This window comes from Streptomyces sp. H27-D2 (assembly GCF_035828615.1).
Taxonomy (GTDB): domain Bacteria; phylum Actinomycetota; class Actinomycetes; order Streptomycetales; family Streptomycetaceae; genus Streptomyces.
On record NZ_JAYMZR010000090.1, the window covers coordinates 14,213 to 29,808 of the forward strand.

The following is a 15,596-nucleotide window of genomic DNA, read 5'->3' on the forward strand; positions in this document are numbered from 1 at the left end:
CACCCACCATGCCGCTGTATGTCCCCCCGGCCCCCCAGCCCGCCTTGCGCAGCGTCCTCGCGGCTCTCGGATCCCCCACCGCCGTCCGTGAGGCCCGCACCCCCGCGCTCCGCTCCATCCAAGGGCCGTTGACCCCCGAACACCCCCTGTCCGTGCACGTCCTGGACCGCATCACCTCCCACGACGGACCGCCACGCACCCGCCTGACCGGCTGGCGCTTCCTGATCCGCGGCGGCGAGCGGTCGGTGGCGGCGGCGGACACCCGGCTCACCCCCGACGGCTGGGCCTTCTCGCACTTCTTCGAAGGCCCCTACATAGCGTCGACCGAACGCGCCCTGCGGCACGCCGAATCGATGCCGACCGCATATCAGCCCCGGCTGCTGTCCGTTCCGGAGCTCTACATGCTCACCCTGTGGCTGCACGGCGACACCACAGCCGACACAGCAGACGCTTCGGACGGCATGCCCGCCCCCTCCGACCTGCTGGTTCCGTTGTCCCCCGCGCCCCCGGGGATCTTCGCCCACCGGCCGCACCGCGTCTGCGACCTGCTTCCGGTGCTGACCCACCGGCTCACACCCGCACCACTGTTGGGATCGCCCGCCTGACGAACTGGTCGTACTGTGGCGTAGCGCCCCGTGTCCCTCACCGGCCGCGGGGCGCCGCGTTGTCCTCACCCGGCCGGCCCAGTCCGCTCCGGAGGGTCAACCACCCGAAGGAACCGTCGTGTTGCGGGCAACCGCCCGCACGAGTGACGCGTCCTCATCCAACGAGGACCGCTGCTGCGAAATACCTGCGGAATGACGTCCGTGGGGCAACACTGGGATCGACCGACTGATACGGGGGGCGGCGATGAAGAACACATCGAGCCGCAGGACACTCACCACCACCACGCAGCGAAAGAAACCATCAATGTGCCAGCACCAGCCACCGTGCCCGACAGCCGACTCCGCCGACCGGGAGGCCGCGCACCTCATGGCGCACTTCCCGGAGCAGGGCTGGAGCCTGCTGTGCAACGGAGTTCTGCTCTTCGAGGACACCGGTGAGCTGCTGCCCGACGGGCAGATCATCGCGCCGCACAGGCCGCTGGGCACCGAGCACGTGATGACGGCCGCTTGACCGGCCGGCGTCACGACTCCTGGTCCGGCAACGACAACGACACGGAATTCGACACCGGAAACGACCGGGGCCGGCCCGGCGGAATCGCCGAACCGGCCCCGACTCATGTCCCGGGGGACCGCTGTCAGTTGTCGTATTCGTCCAGCGGCGGGCACGAGCAGACCAGGTTGCGGTCGCCGTACGCACCGTCCACCCGCCGCACCGGCGGCCAGTACTTGTCCGCGGCCGAGACTCCGGCCGGGAAGACCGCTTCGTCCCGCGTGTAGGGGTGCGCCCAGTCGCCGCCCAGCGCCGCGGCCGTGTGCGGCGCGTTGCACAGCGGGTTGTCGTCGACGGGCCAGTCGCCCGCGGCGACCTGCTCGATCTCGCCGCGGATCGCGATCATCGCGTCACAGAAACGATCCAGCTCGGCGAGGTCCTCGCTCTCGGTCGGCTCGATCATCAGCGTGCCGGCCACCGGGAACGACATCGTCGGCGCGTGGAAGCCGTAGTCGATCAGGCGCTTGGCGACATCGTCGATGCTCACGCCGGTCGCCTTGGTCAGCGGCCGCAGGTCCACGATGCACTCGTGCGCGACCAGACCGTTCGGGCCCGTGTAGAGCACCGGGAAGTGCGGCTCCAGCCGCTTGGCGATGTAGTTCGCGCCGAGCACCGCGACCTGGGTCGCGCGCCGCAGCCCCTCGCCGCCCATCAGGCGTACGTACGCCCAGGAGATCGGCAGGATGCCGGCCGATCCCCAGGGGGCGGACGAGATCGGGCCGACGCCGGTGGCCGGGCCCGCCTCGGGCTGCATCGGGTGGTTCGGCAGGTACGGCGCGAGGTGCGCGCGCACCCCGACCGGGCCCACGCCGGGACCGCCGCCGCCGTGCGGGATGCAGAAGGTCTTGTGCAGGTTGAGGTGCGAGACGTCGGAGCCGAACTTGCCCGGCCGGGCGAGGCCGACGAGCGCGTTGAGGTTCGCGCCGTCCACGTACACCTGGCCGCCCGCGTCGTGCACGGCCGCGCAGATGTCGGTGATGTGCTCCTCGAACACGCCGTGCGTGGACGGGTAGGTGACCATGAGGACGGCCAGCTCGGCGCGGTGCTGCTCGATCTTCGCGTTCAGGTCCTCGACGTCGACGTCGCCGTCCTCGCGGGTCTTGACGACGACGACCTTCATACCGGCCATCACGGCGCTCGCGGCGTTGGTGCCGTGCGCGGAGGAGGGGATGAGGCAGACGGTGCGCTGCGCGTCGCCGTTGGCGCGGTGGTACGCGCGTACGGCGAGCAGCCCGGCCAGTTCGCCCTGCGAGCCGGCGTTCGGCTGCAGCGAGACCTTGTCGTAGCCGGTCACCTCGGCGAGCCGGTCCTCCAGCTCGCGGATGAGCGTCAGATAGCCCGCGGCCTGCTCGACCGGCGCGAAGGGGTGCAGCGCGCCGAACTCCGGCCAGGTGACCGGCTCCATCTCGGTCGTCGCGTTGAGCTTCATCGTGCAGGAGCCGAGCGGGATCATGCCGCGGTCCAGCGCGTAGTCGCGGTCCGCCAGCCGGCGCAGGTAGCGCAGCATCGAGGTCTCGGAGCGGTACTGGTGGAAGACCGGGTGGCTCAGGTAGTCGTCGGTGCGCAGCAGAGCCTCGGGGAGTACCTCGCCTACGGTCGCGTCCAGCGCTTCGACGTCGCCCTCGACCCCGAAGGCCGCCCAGACCGTCGCCAGCTCCTCGCGTCCGGTGGTCTCGTCGCACGCCATGCCCACCAGGTCGGCGTCCACCAGCCGCAGGTTGACCCCCGCCTCGCGGGCGGCCGAGACGACCTCGACGGCCCGGCCGGGCACCCGCGCGGTGACGGTGTCGAAGTACGCGCTGTGCACGACCTCGACGCCGCCGGCCCGCAGGCCGCCGGCGAGCAGCGCGGCGTAGCGGTGGGTGCGGCGGGCGATGCCCGCCAGGCCGTCCGGGCCGTGGTAGACCGCGTACATCCCGGCCATGACCGCGAGCAGCACCTGAGCGGTGCAGATGTTGCTGGTCGCCTTCTCCCGGCGGATGTGCTGTTCACGGGTCTGCAGCGCCAGTCGGTACGCCTTGTTGCCGTCGGCGTCGACGGAGACGCCGACGAGCCGGCCCGGCAGGCTGCGGGCGAACTTCTCCCGTACGGCCATGAAGCCGGCGTGCGGGCCGCCGAAGCCCATCGGCACCCCGAACCGCTGGCTGCTGCCGACCGCGATGTCCGCGCCGAGGTCACCCGGGGAGGTCAGCAGGGTGAGCGCGAGCAGGTCGGCGGCGACGGTGACCACCGCGCCGAGCTCATGCGCCCGCTCGATCACCGGGCGCGGGTCGCGCACCTGTCCTGAGGCGCCCGGGTACTGGAGCAGCACGCCGAAGACGCCGCGCTCGGCGGCTTCGGCCGGGATGCCGTCGGTGAGGTCGGCGACGATGACCTCGACCCCGGCCGGCTCGGCGCGGGTCCGGATCACCGCGATCGTCTGCGGCAGGCAGTCGGCGTCGACCAGGAAGGCGCCGTTCTTGACCTTGCCCATCCGGCGCGAGAGGGCCATCGCCTCGGCCGCCGCGGTGCCCTCGTCGAGCAGCGAGGCGCCGGAGGTGGGCAGCCCGCTCAGCTCGGCGACGACGGTCTGGAAGTTGAGCAGCGCCTCCAGCCGGCCCTGCGAGATCTCCGGCTGGTACGGCGTGTACGCGGTGTACCAGGACGGGTTCTCCATCACGTTGCGCAGGATCACCGGCGGCGTGAAGGTCCCGTGGTAGCCGAGGCCGATCATCGAATGCAGCACCTGGTTGCGGTCCGCGAGCCCCTTCAGCTCGGCGAGCACATCAGCCTCGCTACGGGCCTCGGGGAGCTGCAGCACCTCGGCGCTCTTGATCACGTCAGGCACCGCGGCGGCGGTGAGTTCGTCGAGCGAGCCGTACCCGACGTGCGCGAGCATCTTCGCCTGCGCCTGCTGGTCGGGCCCTATGTGGCGCCGTTCGAACGGCGTGCCTCGCTCCAGCTCGGAGAGGGGAATGCGGTTGACGGTCATCAGCGAAGGCCTCCTGGTCGATACGACCTGCGAGGGGCACCACGGCGCGGCTCCCCGAACGGCCCTCCCCCTCTGTCATCTCAACCTGAGAGTTTCACCGGACCGCGAGCGGTCCGGCTTTCACCGTCGGTGAGGGAGGGTTACGGCAGTCGCCTGTCCGTGGCCCGCCCTGCTTTCCAGAGTGACCTCGCCCGCGCGGTACGTTTGCCTGAGAGATTCCGGGGAGGATTTGCTCCTTCGGCGCCTCCGGCGTTGCCGCCGGATGGCTCTCCCGCGTGGGGTCTGCAGCCGTTGGCCAGCGTACCAGCGCCCCTCTCGCCGCTTCCCTCGAGTGGCCGGACCAGCAGAAGTGCACTTTCGTAGTCCTCATCGTGTTGTTGCGACCCGTTGGAGGAACCGTGCAGACCGATATCGATCCGCGGACCCTGATCGGCCGCAAGGCCTTCGATCGCAACGGCAGCAAGATCGGCACCGTGGACGAGGTGTACCTGGACGACGCGACCGGCGAGCCGGAGTGGGCCGCCGTCCGCACCGGCATCTTCAGCCGGGACGCTTTCGTGCCCCTGGAGCCCAGCCGGATCGTCGACGACACGCTGCGCGTCCCGTTCGACCGGGCCCTGATCAAGGACGCGCCGGACTTCGGGGTGGGCCGGCACCTCTCCCCCGAGCAGGAGCTGCAGCTCTACCACCACTACGGGCTGGACGTCTCGGCCCCCGGCCACGAGACCCCGCCCACCCGTCCGGCCCGGCCCACCCGGCCCGACCAGAACTTCGGACGGATCGCGGGGGAGGACGGGTAGCGGCGGGTGCTCTTCGGGTCGTCGGACCCGGTCAACCACTGCGGTCACCGCAACCAGTGGTCGCCCCCTCCGGTACGGGAACCAGCGGCAGCGGCTCCCCCGCCACCAGCTCCGGATCGTCCAGCGCGAAGGTCCGTACCCGGCCCGGCGCGGAGCCGGGCTGTTCGAAGCGCACGGTGACCCGCCCCACGCCGCTGCCCTGCACCCAGCCGGGACCGAACTCCTCGTGCCGCACATCCCGGCCCGGCGGCCAGCGCCGCGCCGGCTCTGGCTCGGCCGCCGCGCCGGCGTCGCCCGTACCTCCGGCCGCTGCGGCTCCCGCGGCCTCCCCCTGCCGCGGCCCGCCCGGCTCCGCCGCCGCGTCCGCCGCCGCCAGCTCCGCGGCCAGTTCCAAGGCCGCCGACTCACTGGCGGCGAGTTCAGTGGCCGCCTGCGCGAAGAGGTCCTCCTGGGTGTAGTCCGCGAGCCCGGTCACCCCCACCCCCAGCAGCCGTACACCGCCCGTGGTGTCGACGCCGGCGAGCAGCCGCCCGGCGGCCTCCCGCACCACCTCGGGGTCGTCCGTGGGCCCGCGCAGGGTCTCTGAGCGGGTCAGGGTCGAGAAGTCGTAGCGCCGCACCTTGAGCACCACCGTGCGCCCCGAGCGCCCCGCTGCGCGCAGCCGCTGCACGCAGCGGTCGGCCAGCCGCACGACCTCGGCGCGCACTCGTGTCCGGTCGGTGAGGTCGACGTCGAAGGTGTCCTCGACCGACACCGACTTGGTGTCCCGGTCGGCGACGACGGGCCGGTCGTCGCGCCCCATCGCCATCCGGTGCAGCCCCGCGCCGTGCGCCTTGCCCAGCAGCCGTACGAGCTCCGCCTCGCCGGCCTCGGCCGTATCGGCCACCGTGCCGATCCCGGCCCGGCGCAGGGTCTGTGCGGTGGTCGGTCCGACGCCGGGCAGCGTCCGCACCGGCATCGGGCCGAGGAGCGCCAGCTCCGTACCGGGTTCGATGACGACGAGCCCGTCCGGTTTGGCCTGCTCGGAGGCGATCTTCGCGAGCAGCTTGGCCCCGGCGAGGCCCACCGAGCCGGTGAGCCCGGTGGCGGCCAGGATGTCCCGCCGCAGGCACTCGCCCACTTCCCGGACGGCTGCCGAGGAGGTCTCCACGCCGCCCGCTTCCAGGTCGACGAACGCCTCGTCCAGGCTGAGCGGCTCGACCAGCGGGGACAGCGCCCCGAGCAGGCCCATGACCGTGTCGCTGATCTGGCGGTAGACGCCCATCCGGGGGACGAGGTAAGCGGCGTTCGGGCACAGCCGGCGGGCCTGCGCCATCGCCATCGCCGAATGCACACCGAAACGGCGCGCTTCATAGGAGGCGGTGGAGACCACCCCGCGCGGGCCGACGCCCCCGACCACCACCGGCTTGCCGCGCAGACTCGGCTTCGCAGCCTGTTCCGCGGCGGCGAAGAACGCGTCCATGTCCAGATGCAGGATGGTCGGAGCGGCTCTCACACTCACCGATGCTGCCGTACGGCACTGACAATCGCCCCGTGCCGGGTCCCCGCCGGGCCCGCGTGGGTCAGCCGGCGCGGTTGCGCCGCCGGGCCAGCTCGTCCGCGGGGTTCTGGCCGATGAGCGTCTCGCCGGTGTCCACACGCTCGCCGTGCAGTTGCGAGAGCGCGCCCTCCACGTCCCGCCAGACGACGCCCACGGCGATCCCGAAGACGCCCTGGCCGCCTTGCAGCAGGTCGACGACCTCGTTGGGCGAGGAGCACTCGTAGACGGTGGCGCCGTCGCTCATCAAGGTCATCTGGGTCAGGTCGGCCAGCCCGCGGGACCGCAGGTGCTGGACGGCGGTCCGGATGTTCTGCAGCGACACACCGGTGTCCAGCAGCCGCTTCACGATCTTGAGGACCACGACATCGCGGAAGCCGTACAGCCGCTGGCTGCCCGAGCCATATGCCGGGCGCACGCTGGGCCCGACCAGACCGGTGCGGGCCCAGTAGTCGAGCTGCCGGTAGGTGATGCCCGCGGCCGCGCACGCGGTGGGGCCCCGGTAGCCGATCTCCTCGGACACCCGCTGATGCGGCGCCGTGGCCGCTGCCACCTGCCCGGGAGCATGGTTGACCGCGTTCCCCGTTCGTACATGGGCCCCGCCCGCCGCCGTACCGTCGCCGGTGCTGCTCACGCCGACCTCCGTCCTTCAGATCCCGGATCAACACCAGAGAGAACGCCTGTCGCCGCAAGTGCACAAGCGCACGCGGCACATGCCTCCCGGGACCTGTGCTCTCGACGGTATGCAGTCACTCGGGGTGCGTCAACGATCGCCACACTCGGCACGCCGAGTGATAATCACCCTGAGGTGGGTTTCAGGTGACCTTCTTCAGGGAACCGCTACTCGAATGCCCTGACGGAACCTCGCTGCCGGCGCCGTTGAAGGCCCGACACGCGAAGCCGCCGCTACCGCCGACTCAGTGATCCCTGACTGAGTGATCACTGGCTGTTGGTGTCGAAGTCCTCCGGCGAGATCTGGTCGAGGAACTCGCGGAATTTCTCCACCTCGTCCTCCTGCTCGTCCGGGATGGCGATGCCCGCGTCGTCCAGCACGCCGTCACTGCCATAGATCGGCGTCCCGGTGCGCAGCGCCAGCGCTATGGCATCCGAGGGGCGGGCACTGACTTCGACCCCACTGGCGAAGACCAACTCCGCATAGAAGACGCCCTCCCGCAGATCCGTGATCCGGACCTCGGTGAGCTGTTGTCCGACCGCCTCCAGCACGTCCTTGAACAGGTCGTGCGTCAGCGGACGGGCAGGGGCCATACCCTGCTGGGCAAATGCGATTGCGGTCGCCTCTCCTGGACCGATCCAGATGGGAAGGTACCGGTCGCCTCCCGCTTCACGTAGGAGCACGATCGGCTGGTTGGAGGGCATTTCCACCCGGACACCCACGACGTCGAGCTCGTTCACACAGCAACCCTAGGACGTGCCCGGCCGGTTTGGGTAGTCGGGCACCCCGGAGGTCAGTGCGAATGCGTGCTGAGAGCGGACTGAACGAGTGCGGAATGGAGCCGTATGGACAGCGTGGCGAGCTCCCTGGCGGTGGTCTCCGCATGGATCCTCGTCTGCGGATTCCGGTGCCGGCGCAGTGGTGCGACCACCTGTTCGACCAGCCCGGCCTCACGGTCGGCGGCGGCCTTCATCGAGCGCAAATGGCGCGGCTCGACCCCGAAACGGCCGAGGTCGGCGATGAGCCGGGCGATTCCCACCGCCTCGATGTCGTAGCAACCCTCCGAAACGGCGCTGAGCAGCCCGTAGGACTCCCACTCCACCAGTTCGGGCTCCCCGACCTCCGCGGCGGCCAGCAGCTCGGCACGGCCGATGCGGGCCGCTGTGGGGCCCGCCGGGTCCAGCTCGATTCCGCCTTCGAACAGCTCACGCGATTGCGCCGGGGACGGGAGCGGCAGCTGCTCCCCGCGAGCGAGCGCGTCGAGATGCTCCCGGATCACTTTGAGCGGGAGGTAGTGGTCGCGCTGCATCCGCAGCACATGGCCGAGCTTCTCGACGTCCTCGGAGCTGAATTTGCGATAGCCGGACGGCGTACGCTGCGGCTCGACGAGCCCCTCGGCCTCCAGGAAGCGAATCTTGGAGATGGACACTTCGGGATACTCGCCGCGCAGCAGATTGAGCACCGTGCCGATGCTCATCAGTCGGCCGTCCGACGTGGCGGTGCCGGAACCGGCACCGCCCGACGGTGTTCGTAGCATGGCCCTTCCCTGTCGGGTCAGATGCCTCGCTGGCTCGCGTAGAAGACCAGCCTGTACTTGCCGATCTGCACTTCGTCGCCGTTGGTCAGCGCGACCGCGTCGATCCGCTCCCGGTTGACGTACGTACCGTTGAGGCTGCCCACGTCGGAGACGGTGAAGCCGCCGTCCGCGCCGCGCCGGAACTCCACGTGGCGACGCGAGACGGTCACGTCGTCCAGGAAGATGTCGCCCTGCGGGTGCCGGCCGGCCGTGGTCAGCTCGCCGTCCAGCAGGAAGCGGCTGCCGGAGTTCGGACCCCGGCGCACCACCAGCAGCGCCGACCCGGGCGGCAGCGCGTCGACCGCGGCCTGCGCCTCGGGGGACAGCGAGGGCAGCGGCTGTCCCGTCGCCTCGGCCTCGTACGCCTCCAGACCCGAGATGGAGATCGTGGAGGTCGTCTCCGAGGGACGCTCGGGCTGGGCGCCGGCCCGCAGCGGCGCGCCGCAGTTGGAGCAGAACCGGCTCGCCTCGGCATTGCGGTGGCCGCATCTCGTGCACACGGGCAGAGCAGTCATGGAGTGGTCCTCCTGCCGCGGCTGCCCCGCGGGGGCGTTCGACGCATGCGGATCGGAGGCAAACCCTCCACCCGCACTTGAGGTTGATGGTTCCCCGGAACCTATGCGCCCGGAACCGGCAGGGTCAACAGGGGCCGCGCCGTAACCGCCCGTATTGTCACCGCCTGGAGCAGCGACCTCGTCGCGGAACAGCGGACGGTCCTCGCCGGAGCCGGTCCCGTCCGCGCCGCGCGCCGCGCGGTGGCGGGCGTTGCCGCTGCCAGCGTCCTGACGCGCGCTCTTGCCGAACAACTTCCCAAACAACTTCACGGGCGATTCCCCTTGACCGAAACAGACCCGCCCGTGGGGCAGGACGAACCCTCGTTGCACACACCGGCCGATCCGGACATCCAGTGAACGTCCACAGCCGTCTGACAGTTTCCACCACGCACCACCTCTTGGATGCGCCGACCCCCCGCAACCTCGTGCTCCCGCCGCGATGCCCCCATGGCCGTCCGGACACCCCTCCGGCTCACTGCGACGACGACCGAGCGTAGTCAGGCCGCTTCGCCGACCGCAAGGCGTCCACGATGATCTTCTGAGCACGTTCCACGGATACCGTGGCCTGCTCCTTCTCCAAAGTCTGCACGACACCGCCCGGGATGTTCAGCGCGGGCTCCAGATCCTGCGGCTTGCCGATCACCTTGAAGCGGAACGGCTGGTCGACCTTGTGCCCGTCGATCTGCACGCCTCCGTCCTCATCGGCGAAGAAGGTGTTCGCGACGACTCGCACGCCATTGATCTGGATCGCCTCCGCACCCGCGGCCCGCAGCTCCTGGATGGTGTCCAGCAGCTTGTCGGCCTCCACCGCCTTGCCCGGGTCGGTGATGGTCAGATTGATCCCCGGCCCCTGCGCGGCGACCGTGCCGGCCAGGATGCCGAGCTGCTGTTCCTTCTGCACCGTCTGCTTACGCGCTTCCTCGGCCTGGTCGGAGCTGTTCTCCAGCTCGGTCCGCTGGCCTTCCAGCCGACTCTTCTCGTCCTCCAGGCGCTGCGTGCGGTCGTCGAGCTCGTCGAGGATCCGCACCAGGTCCTCCTGGCGCGCGCCGCGCAGCGCACTGCTGTCATTGGTCGAGCGCACCTGGATTGCCAGGCCCAGCCCGAGGACGAACAGCAGCAGCGCGACGATGAGTTGCGCGCGGGTCAGCCGCGGCGGCCACACCGCCGCGAACAGGCGCTGCCGGCCGGTCAGGACCGGCGCGGCCGGCTTCGCGGTCGAGGCGCTCGGCTGGGGCGGGGGCGGCTCCGGCGTACTTTCCGGCGGAAGCGCCACCCGCTCGGAGGGCCGCTCCTGGACCTGCTTCCGAGGTTCCCGCGGCGCCTTCCGGTTCTCTTCGCCCGGCGCCGCCCGGTCAGCCCGCTCCGCCCGGTCAGCCCAATCGGCCCGCTCGGACTCGCCGTCGCGCCGGTCCCCGGGCTCGGGAGTGTTGTCCTCGCTCATCGCCCTCACGCCCGGAATACATGCCGGCGGATGGCCGCGGCATTGGAGAAGATGCGGATGCCGAGCACCACCACCACACCGGTGGAGAGCTGGGATCCGACACCGAGCTTGTCGCCGAGGAAGACGATCAGGGCGGCCACCACCACGTTCGACAGGAACGACACGACGAACACCTTGTCGTCGAAGATCCCGTCGAGCATGGCCCGCAGGCCCCCGAAGACCGCGTCGAGAGCCGCCACCACGGCGATCGGCAGGTAGGGCTCGACCACCGTCGGCACCACGGGGCGGACGACAAGTCCGACCACGACTCCCACGATGAGTCCCAGTACGGCGATCACGATGTGCCCTTCCCTGTGTCGGCGCCGCGCTTCTCGGCGGCGCCGGCCTTCGGTTCTGCGGTACGTACGATCAGACTCGGCGCGGCCGGGAGCCGCAGCTGTTCCTGTGCGGAGATGCTGGTGCGGACGCCATAGCTCTCCTGCAACACGTGCAGGTACTGGCCGTCGGCGCTGTCCTGGAACGCGGTGCTGAGCCGCTGCCCGTCCCCGATCGCGAGCACCGTGTACGGCGGCACCAGCGGCCTGTTGTCGACCAGTATGGCGTCACCCGCGGCTCTGATCGCCGACAGGGCGGTGAGCCGCTGGCCGTTGACCGCGATCGCCTCGGCCCCGGACGCCCAGAGCCCGTTGACCACGCGCTGCATGTCCCGGTCGCGCACCCGCCCGGTGTCTGTGAAGCCGCTGCTCTCGCGCGGCCCGCCACCGCCCTGCGGCGCTTCCTTGGCGTCGTCGACGACCAGCTTCACGCCGGGGCCGCGCACTTCGGTCGCCCCGGACAGCAGCGCCACGAGTTCGCCCTTCTCCCCGCCGTGCTTCTGCAGCGCCTGGCGCTGTCGGTCCCCGACGTCGTCGCGGAGCCGGTCGACGCTCTTCTCCAGGTCGTCGGCGTCCGAAGTGCCCGTCCCGATGCGGGAGATCAGCTCTTCGCGCTCCTTGGCCAGCGTCGGCGCGGAGATCCGGGCCTCGGCGGCGCCGACGGTGACCACCGCCGCGGCGAGCACCAGCCCGGCGGCGAGCCACAGTTTCGCGCGCAGCGCGCGCGGCAGCGCTTCACCGCCCTTGCGAAGAGCCGCCGCCTCGGCGTAGCCGTCGTCAAGGCTGTGGTCCATCACGTTGGTCAGCAGCGACATGGAGGCATCCGGACGCCTGCGTGGCGGAGTGCTGCTCCGATCGGAGTCCTGCTGCGACATGCCGCACATCGTCGCACGTCGGACCCGCCGTCACCCAATGGCCCCACCGGCGTGCGGAAGCCCGTACAGGAGTTCGTCAACCCTCCGCCTCACGACTCGTCATGAGCCGCGGAGCGGAAGGTTGACATCTCCACGCACGCGTACGGGATTCAGCGACCGGCGCTGTCCACCACCGTCGACCACTCGTCGAGCAGCGCCTCCGCGGAGGCGCTGTCCGGCCCTTCGGCCCACAGGTGGGTGGCGGCCTCGGCCGGGTCGGGCAGCACCATCAGCCAGCGGCCGTCGGTCTCCACGACCCGCACCCCGTCCGTCGTGTCGACGAACCGGTCCCCGGCCGCCTCCACCACATGCCGCATCACGAGCCCCTTGACCGCCCACGGCGTCGCGAGGTCCCGTCGCAGCACATGCGCCCGCGGAATGCGCGCGTCGATCTGACTCAGCGTGAGCTGGGTACGGGCGACCAGTCCGATCAGCCGGACGAAGGCCGCCGACCCGTCGAAGACGCTGCTGAACTCGGGGATGATGAATCCGCCCCGTCCGTCACCGCCGAAGATGGTGGTGTCTCCCCGGCCGACCCTGGTCAGATCGTCGGGCGATGTCGTCGTCCACTCCACCTGGGTGCCGTGGTACGCCGCCACCTGCTCGGCGATCCTCGTGGTCGTGACCGGCAGCGCGACCTTGCCGCTGCGCCGCTCGGCGGCCACCAGGTCGAGCATCACCAGCAGGGCGCGGTCGTCCTCGACGATCCGCCCCCGCTCGTCCACCAGCGAGAGCCGCTCGCCCACCGGGTCGAACCGCACCCCGAAGTCGGCGCGCGCGGACGAGACGATCTCCCCCAGCCGCACGAGGCCCGAACGGCGCGCGTCCGCGGTCTCGGTCGGCCGTGATTCGTCGAGGCCGGGGTTGATGGTGAGCGCGTCGACGCCCAGCCGGCCCAGCAGACTGGGCAGCACCAGACCGGCGCTGCCGTTCGAGGCGTCCACCACGACCTTGAGCCCGGCTTCGGACACTCCGCTGGTGTCGACCGCGCGCAGCAGCGAGCCGGTGTACGAGTCGAACACGCTGGAGGGGAAACGCAGATCCCCGATCTCGCCGGGGAACGCCCGCCGGTACTCCTGCCGTGCGTACACCCGGTCCAGCTTGCGCTGGCCCGCCTGTGACAGGTCGGAGCCTCGCTCGTCGAAGAACATGATGTCGACCGAGTCCGGGACGCCCGGTGTCGTACGCACCATGATGCCGCCGGCGCTGCCGCGAGCGGTCTGCTGCCTGGCCACCGGCAGCGGGACGTTCTCCAGGTCGCGCACATCGATCGCGCTGGCCTGCAGCGCGGAGATGACCGCGCGCTTGAGCGCCCGCGCGCCACGTGAGTGGTCACGCGCTGTGGTGACGGTCGAGCCCTTCTTCAGCGTGGTCGCGTACGCCCCCGCCAGCCGGACCGCCAGTTCCGGAGTGATCTCCACATTGAGGATGCCGGAGACCCCGCGCGCGCCGAACAGATGCGCCTGGCCGCGGGACTCCCAGATCACCGAGGTGTTGACGAACGCGCCGGCCTCGATGGTCTTGAACGGGTAGACCCGGACATTGCCCTGAATGATCGATTCTTCACCGACGAGGCATTCGTCGCCGATAACCGCGCCGTCCTCGATCCGGGCGGCCCGCATGATGTCCGTGTTCTTTCCGATGACACAGCCGCGCAGATTGCTGTGCTCCCCGATGTAGACGTTGTCGTGGACAACCGTCTTATGGAGGAACGCACCGGTCTTGACCACCACATTGGATCCCACGATGGTGTGCTCGCGGAGTTCCGCTCCCGCTTCCACCTTCGCGTAGTCACCGATGTAGAGCGGGCCGCGCAACACCGCGTCCGGGTGCACCTCGGCGCCTTCGGCCACCCACACGCCGGGGGAGATCTCGAAGCCGTCGATGTCGACGTCGACCTTGCCCTCCAGGACGTCGGCCTGCGCCTTCACATAGCTTTCGTGGGTGCCGACGTCCTCCCAGTAGCCCTCGGCGACGTAGCCGTAAATGGGCTTGCCTTCCTTCATCAGCTGAGGGAAGACGTCACCGGACCAGTCGACGGACGTATCGGCCTCGACGTAATCGAAGACCTCGGGCTCCATCACGTAAATGCCGGTGTTGACGGTGTCGGAGAATACCTGGCCCCAGGTCGGCTTCTCCAGGAAGCGTTCGACCTTGCCTTCCTCATCGACGATGGTGATACCGAACTCAAGCGGATTGGGCACGCGCGTCAGACATACGGTGACGAGCCCGCCCTTCTCCTTGTGGAATCGGATGAGGTCGGTGAGGTCGAAATCGGTCAGGGCATCGCCGGAGATGACGAGAAAAGTATCGTCCTTGAGGGCTTCCTCGGCGTTCTTCACGCTCCCTGCGGTACCGAGTGGCTTTTCCTCATTGGCATAAGTGAGCTCCATTCCGAGCTCTTCGCCATCACCAAAATAGTTCCTCACGAGCGAAGCGAGAAACTGTACAGTCACGACTGTCTCGTTGAGACCATGCCTTTTCAGCAGCCGTAGAACGTGCTCCATGATGGGCCTGTTGGCCACCGGCAGGAGCGGCTTGGGCATGCTTGAGGTCATGGGACGAAGGCGCGTGCCTTCGCCGCCGGCCATCACGACGGCCTTCATGTCGGAAGCGTCCTCCTCGAAGAGACGGCGGGAATGCCGACTTCACCCGTCCGCGGATGCACATTGGTCTCGCCAATGAGCACCCGGCACGTACGAGACTGCCGAAACGGCGAGCTCAGTCGGCTGCGGTGTCCGCTTTGACGAGCCGGCGGACCTGAACCACATACAGGACTCCTGCCCACCAGTAGAGCGTTGTACCCCAAACTGCGAACGCCCATCCGAAAATAGCAGCGAGCGTGGGAAGCCAGCCGCTTCCATCACTCAGAAGCAGCAAGGGGAATGCGTACATCAGGTTGAAGGTGGCGGCCTTGCCGAGGAAGTTGACCTGTGGCGGACCGTAGTTGTGCCGGCTCAGAACGGCCACCGCGATCAACAGCATGAGTTCACGCGCGAGCAGCGCCGCGGTCAGCCAGAGCGGCAGGATCTCACGCCATGTCAGACCGACGAGAGTGGACAGGATGTAGAGCCGGTCGGCGGCCGGGTCCAGAATCCGGCCCAAGCTGCTGACCTGGTTCCATCGCCTGGCGAGCTTCCCGTCGAGGTAGTCGCTGATGCCGCTGAACAGCAGCACGAGCAGGGCCCAGCCATCACTCTTGGGGCCGCCGAACTCCGGCAGAAGGATCAACCACAGGAACACCGGCACGCCGACCAGGCGGGCCATGCTGAGGATATTCGGGATGGTCAGGACCCGGGTCGTCTGGACGCGGGTCTCCTGGACCTCCATCCGAGGGCCTCCTGTGGGAGCGTGCCGATATTTTCCCTCTGACCTTACCCGTACGCTTTGCCCTGCCGCGCAGCGGGTCCGGGGCACAACGCAAAAATGCCCCGCCAGGAACCAAAGGTTCCCAGCGGGGCATTCTCTTAAAGGTTGTTCGGCGGCGTCCTACTCTCCCACAGGGTCCCCCCTGCAGTACCATCGGCGCGGAAAGGCTTAGCTACCGGGTTCGGAATGTAACCGGGCGTTTCCCTAACGCTATGACCACCGAAACACTATG

The 15,596-nt window shown here is 69.6% G+C and carries 14 protein-coding genes, 1 rRNA gene and 2 riboswitches; of the genes, 3 read left to right on the forward strand and 12 right to left on the reverse strand.

The features are described 5' to 3' along the window. Window positions 1–8 precede the first annotated feature (8 nt). Window positions 9–605: a hypothetical protein gene (locus tag QMK28_RS27160; RefSeq protein WP_326442231.1), complete on the forward strand. Its 597-nt coding sequence runs from the start codon at window positions 9–11 to the stop codon at window positions 603–605. A 304-nt stretch (window positions 606–909) separates the two neighbouring features. Beyond that, a complete protein-coding gene (locus tag QMK28_RS27165; RefSeq protein ID WP_326442243.1) occupies window positions 910–1,116 on the forward strand; it encodes a DUF5999 family protein in 207 nt (68 codons plus the stop codon). Between the two features lie 124 nt (window positions 1,117–1,240). On the opposite strand, the gene gcvP is transcribed toward QMK28_RS27165, so the two are convergent. Then, window positions 1,241–4,126, reverse strand: coding sequence for an aminomethyl-transferring glycine dehydrogenase (gcvP, locus tag QMK28_RS27170; protein WP_326442232.1), 2,886 nt, complete (start codon window positions 4,124–4,126; stop codon window positions 1,241–1,243). Window positions 4,127–4,188: 62 nt separating this feature from the next. Continuing rightward, window positions 4,189–4,312, reverse strand: a riboswitch (glycine riboswitch). After that, window positions 4,313–4,410, reverse strand: a riboswitch (glycine riboswitch). 114 nt (window positions 4,411–4,524) lie between these two features. Here gcvP and QMK28_RS27175 point away from each other — a divergent pair. Then, the gene (locus QMK28_RS27175) at window positions 4,525–4,926 is read left to right on the forward strand and encodes a PRC-barrel domain-containing protein (protein WP_326442233.1); all 402 of its coding nucleotides are present in this window, start codon (window positions 4,525–4,527) and stop codon (window positions 4,924–4,926) included. 31 nt (window positions 4,927–4,957) lie between these two features. Here QMK28_RS27175 and QMK28_RS27180 read toward each other — a convergent pair whose 3' ends face one another. The 11 genes from QMK28_RS27180 to rrf form a co-directional block, all read right to left on the reverse strand. Then, window positions 4,958–6,421 carry a DNA polymerase IV gene (locus QMK28_RS27180; protein WP_326442244.1) on the reverse strand — a complete coding sequence of 488 codons (1,464 nt, stop codon included), beginning with the start codon at window positions 6,419–6,421 and terminating at the stop codon, window positions 4,958–4,960. A 67-nt stretch (window positions 6,422–6,488) separates the two neighbouring features. Next, complete coding sequence (locus QMK28_RS27185) at window positions 6,489–7,097, reverse strand: MerR family transcriptional regulator (protein WP_326442234.1); 609 nt, start codon at window positions 7,095–7,097, stop codon at window positions 6,489–6,491. A 305-nt stretch (window positions 7,098–7,402) separates the two neighbouring features. Then, window positions 7,403–7,876, reverse strand: coding sequence for a bifunctional nuclease family protein (locus QMK28_RS27190; protein WP_326442235.1), 474 nt, complete (start codon window positions 7,874–7,876; stop codon window positions 7,403–7,405). Window positions 7,877–7,929: 53 nt separating this feature from the next. Next, window positions 7,930–8,673: a transcriptional regulator FtsR gene (gene ftsR / locus QMK28_RS27195; protein ID WP_326442236.1), complete on the reverse strand. Its 744-nt coding sequence runs from the start codon at window positions 8,671–8,673 to the stop codon at window positions 7,930–7,932. Between the two features lie 17 nt (window positions 8,674–8,690). After that, window positions 8,691–9,644 carry an FHA domain-containing protein gene (locus QMK28_RS27200; protein WP_326442245.1) on the reverse strand — a complete coding sequence of 318 codons (954 nt, stop codon included), beginning with the start codon at window positions 9,642–9,644 and terminating at the stop codon, window positions 8,691–8,693. A 94-nt stretch (window positions 9,645–9,738) separates the two neighbouring features. After that, window positions 9,739–10,707: a DUF881 domain-containing protein gene (locus QMK28_RS27205; RefSeq protein WP_326442237.1), complete on the reverse strand. Its 969-nt coding sequence runs from the start codon at window positions 10,705–10,707 to the stop codon at window positions 9,739–9,741. A 5-nt stretch (window positions 10,708–10,712) separates the two neighbouring features. Continuing rightward, window positions 10,713–11,045, reverse strand: a complete 333-nt coding sequence (locus QMK28_RS27210; protein ID WP_042152041.1) for a small basic family protein — start codon at window positions 11,043–11,045, stop codon at window positions 10,713–10,715. Next, window positions 11,042–11,956 carry a DUF881 domain-containing protein gene (locus QMK28_RS27215; protein ID WP_326442239.1) on the reverse strand — a complete coding sequence of 305 codons (915 nt, stop codon included), beginning with the start codon at window positions 11,954–11,956 and terminating at the stop codon, window positions 11,042–11,044. Before QMK28_RS27215 ends, QMK28_RS27210 begins: the two co-directional genes overlap by 4 nt. 149 nt (window positions 11,957–12,105) lie before the next feature. After that, window positions 12,106–14,601 carry a mannose-1-phosphate guanyltransferase gene (locus tag QMK28_RS27220; RefSeq protein ID WP_326442240.1) on the reverse strand — a complete coding sequence of 832 codons (2,496 nt, stop codon included), beginning with the start codon at window positions 14,599–14,601 and terminating at the stop codon, window positions 12,106–12,108. 115 nt (window positions 14,602–14,716) lie between these two features. Then, window positions 14,717–15,325: a CDP-alcohol phosphatidyltransferase family protein gene (locus QMK28_RS27225; RefSeq protein WP_326442241.1), complete on the reverse strand. Its 609-nt coding sequence runs from the start codon at window positions 15,323–15,325 to the stop codon at window positions 14,717–14,719. 146 nt (window positions 15,326–15,471) lie between these two features. Then, a 5S ribosomal RNA gene (rrf, locus tag QMK28_RS27230) occupies window positions 15,472–15,588 on the reverse strand. Between the last annotated feature and the right edge of the window lie 8 nt (window positions 15,589–15,596).

Coding starts and splice junctions, on each gene's coding strand:
- QMK28_RS27205 (WP_326442237.1), bottom strand. CDS start 10,707: ATGAGCGAGGACAACACTCCCGAGCCCGGGGACCGGCGCGACGGCGAG.
- QMK28_RS27160 (WP_326442231.1), top strand. CDS start 9: ATGCCGCTGTATGTCCCCCCGGCCCCCCAGCCCGCCTTGCGCAGCGTC.
- QMK28_RS27225 (WP_326442241.1), bottom strand. CDS start 15,325: ATGGAGGTCCAGGAGACCCGCGTCCAGACGACCCGGGTCCTGACCATC.
- QMK28_RS27215 (WP_326442239.1), bottom strand. CDS start 11,956: ATGTCGCAGCAGGACTCCGATCGGAGCAGCACTCCGCCACGCAGGCGT.
- gcvP (WP_326442232.1), bottom strand. CDS start 4,126: ATGACCGTCAACCGCATTCCCCTCTCCGAGCTGGAGCGAGGCACGCCG.
- ftsR (WP_326442236.1), bottom strand. CDS start 8,673: ATGCTACGAACACCGTCGGGCGGTGCCGGTTCCGGCACCGCCACGTCG.
- QMK28_RS27220 (WP_326442240.1), bottom strand. CDS start 14,601: ATGAAGGCCGTCGTGATGGCCGGCGGCGAAGGCACGCGCCTTCGTCCC.
- QMK28_RS27165 (WP_326442243.1), top strand. CDS start 910: ATGTGCCAGCACCAGCCACCGTGCCCGACAGCCGACTCCGCCGACCGG.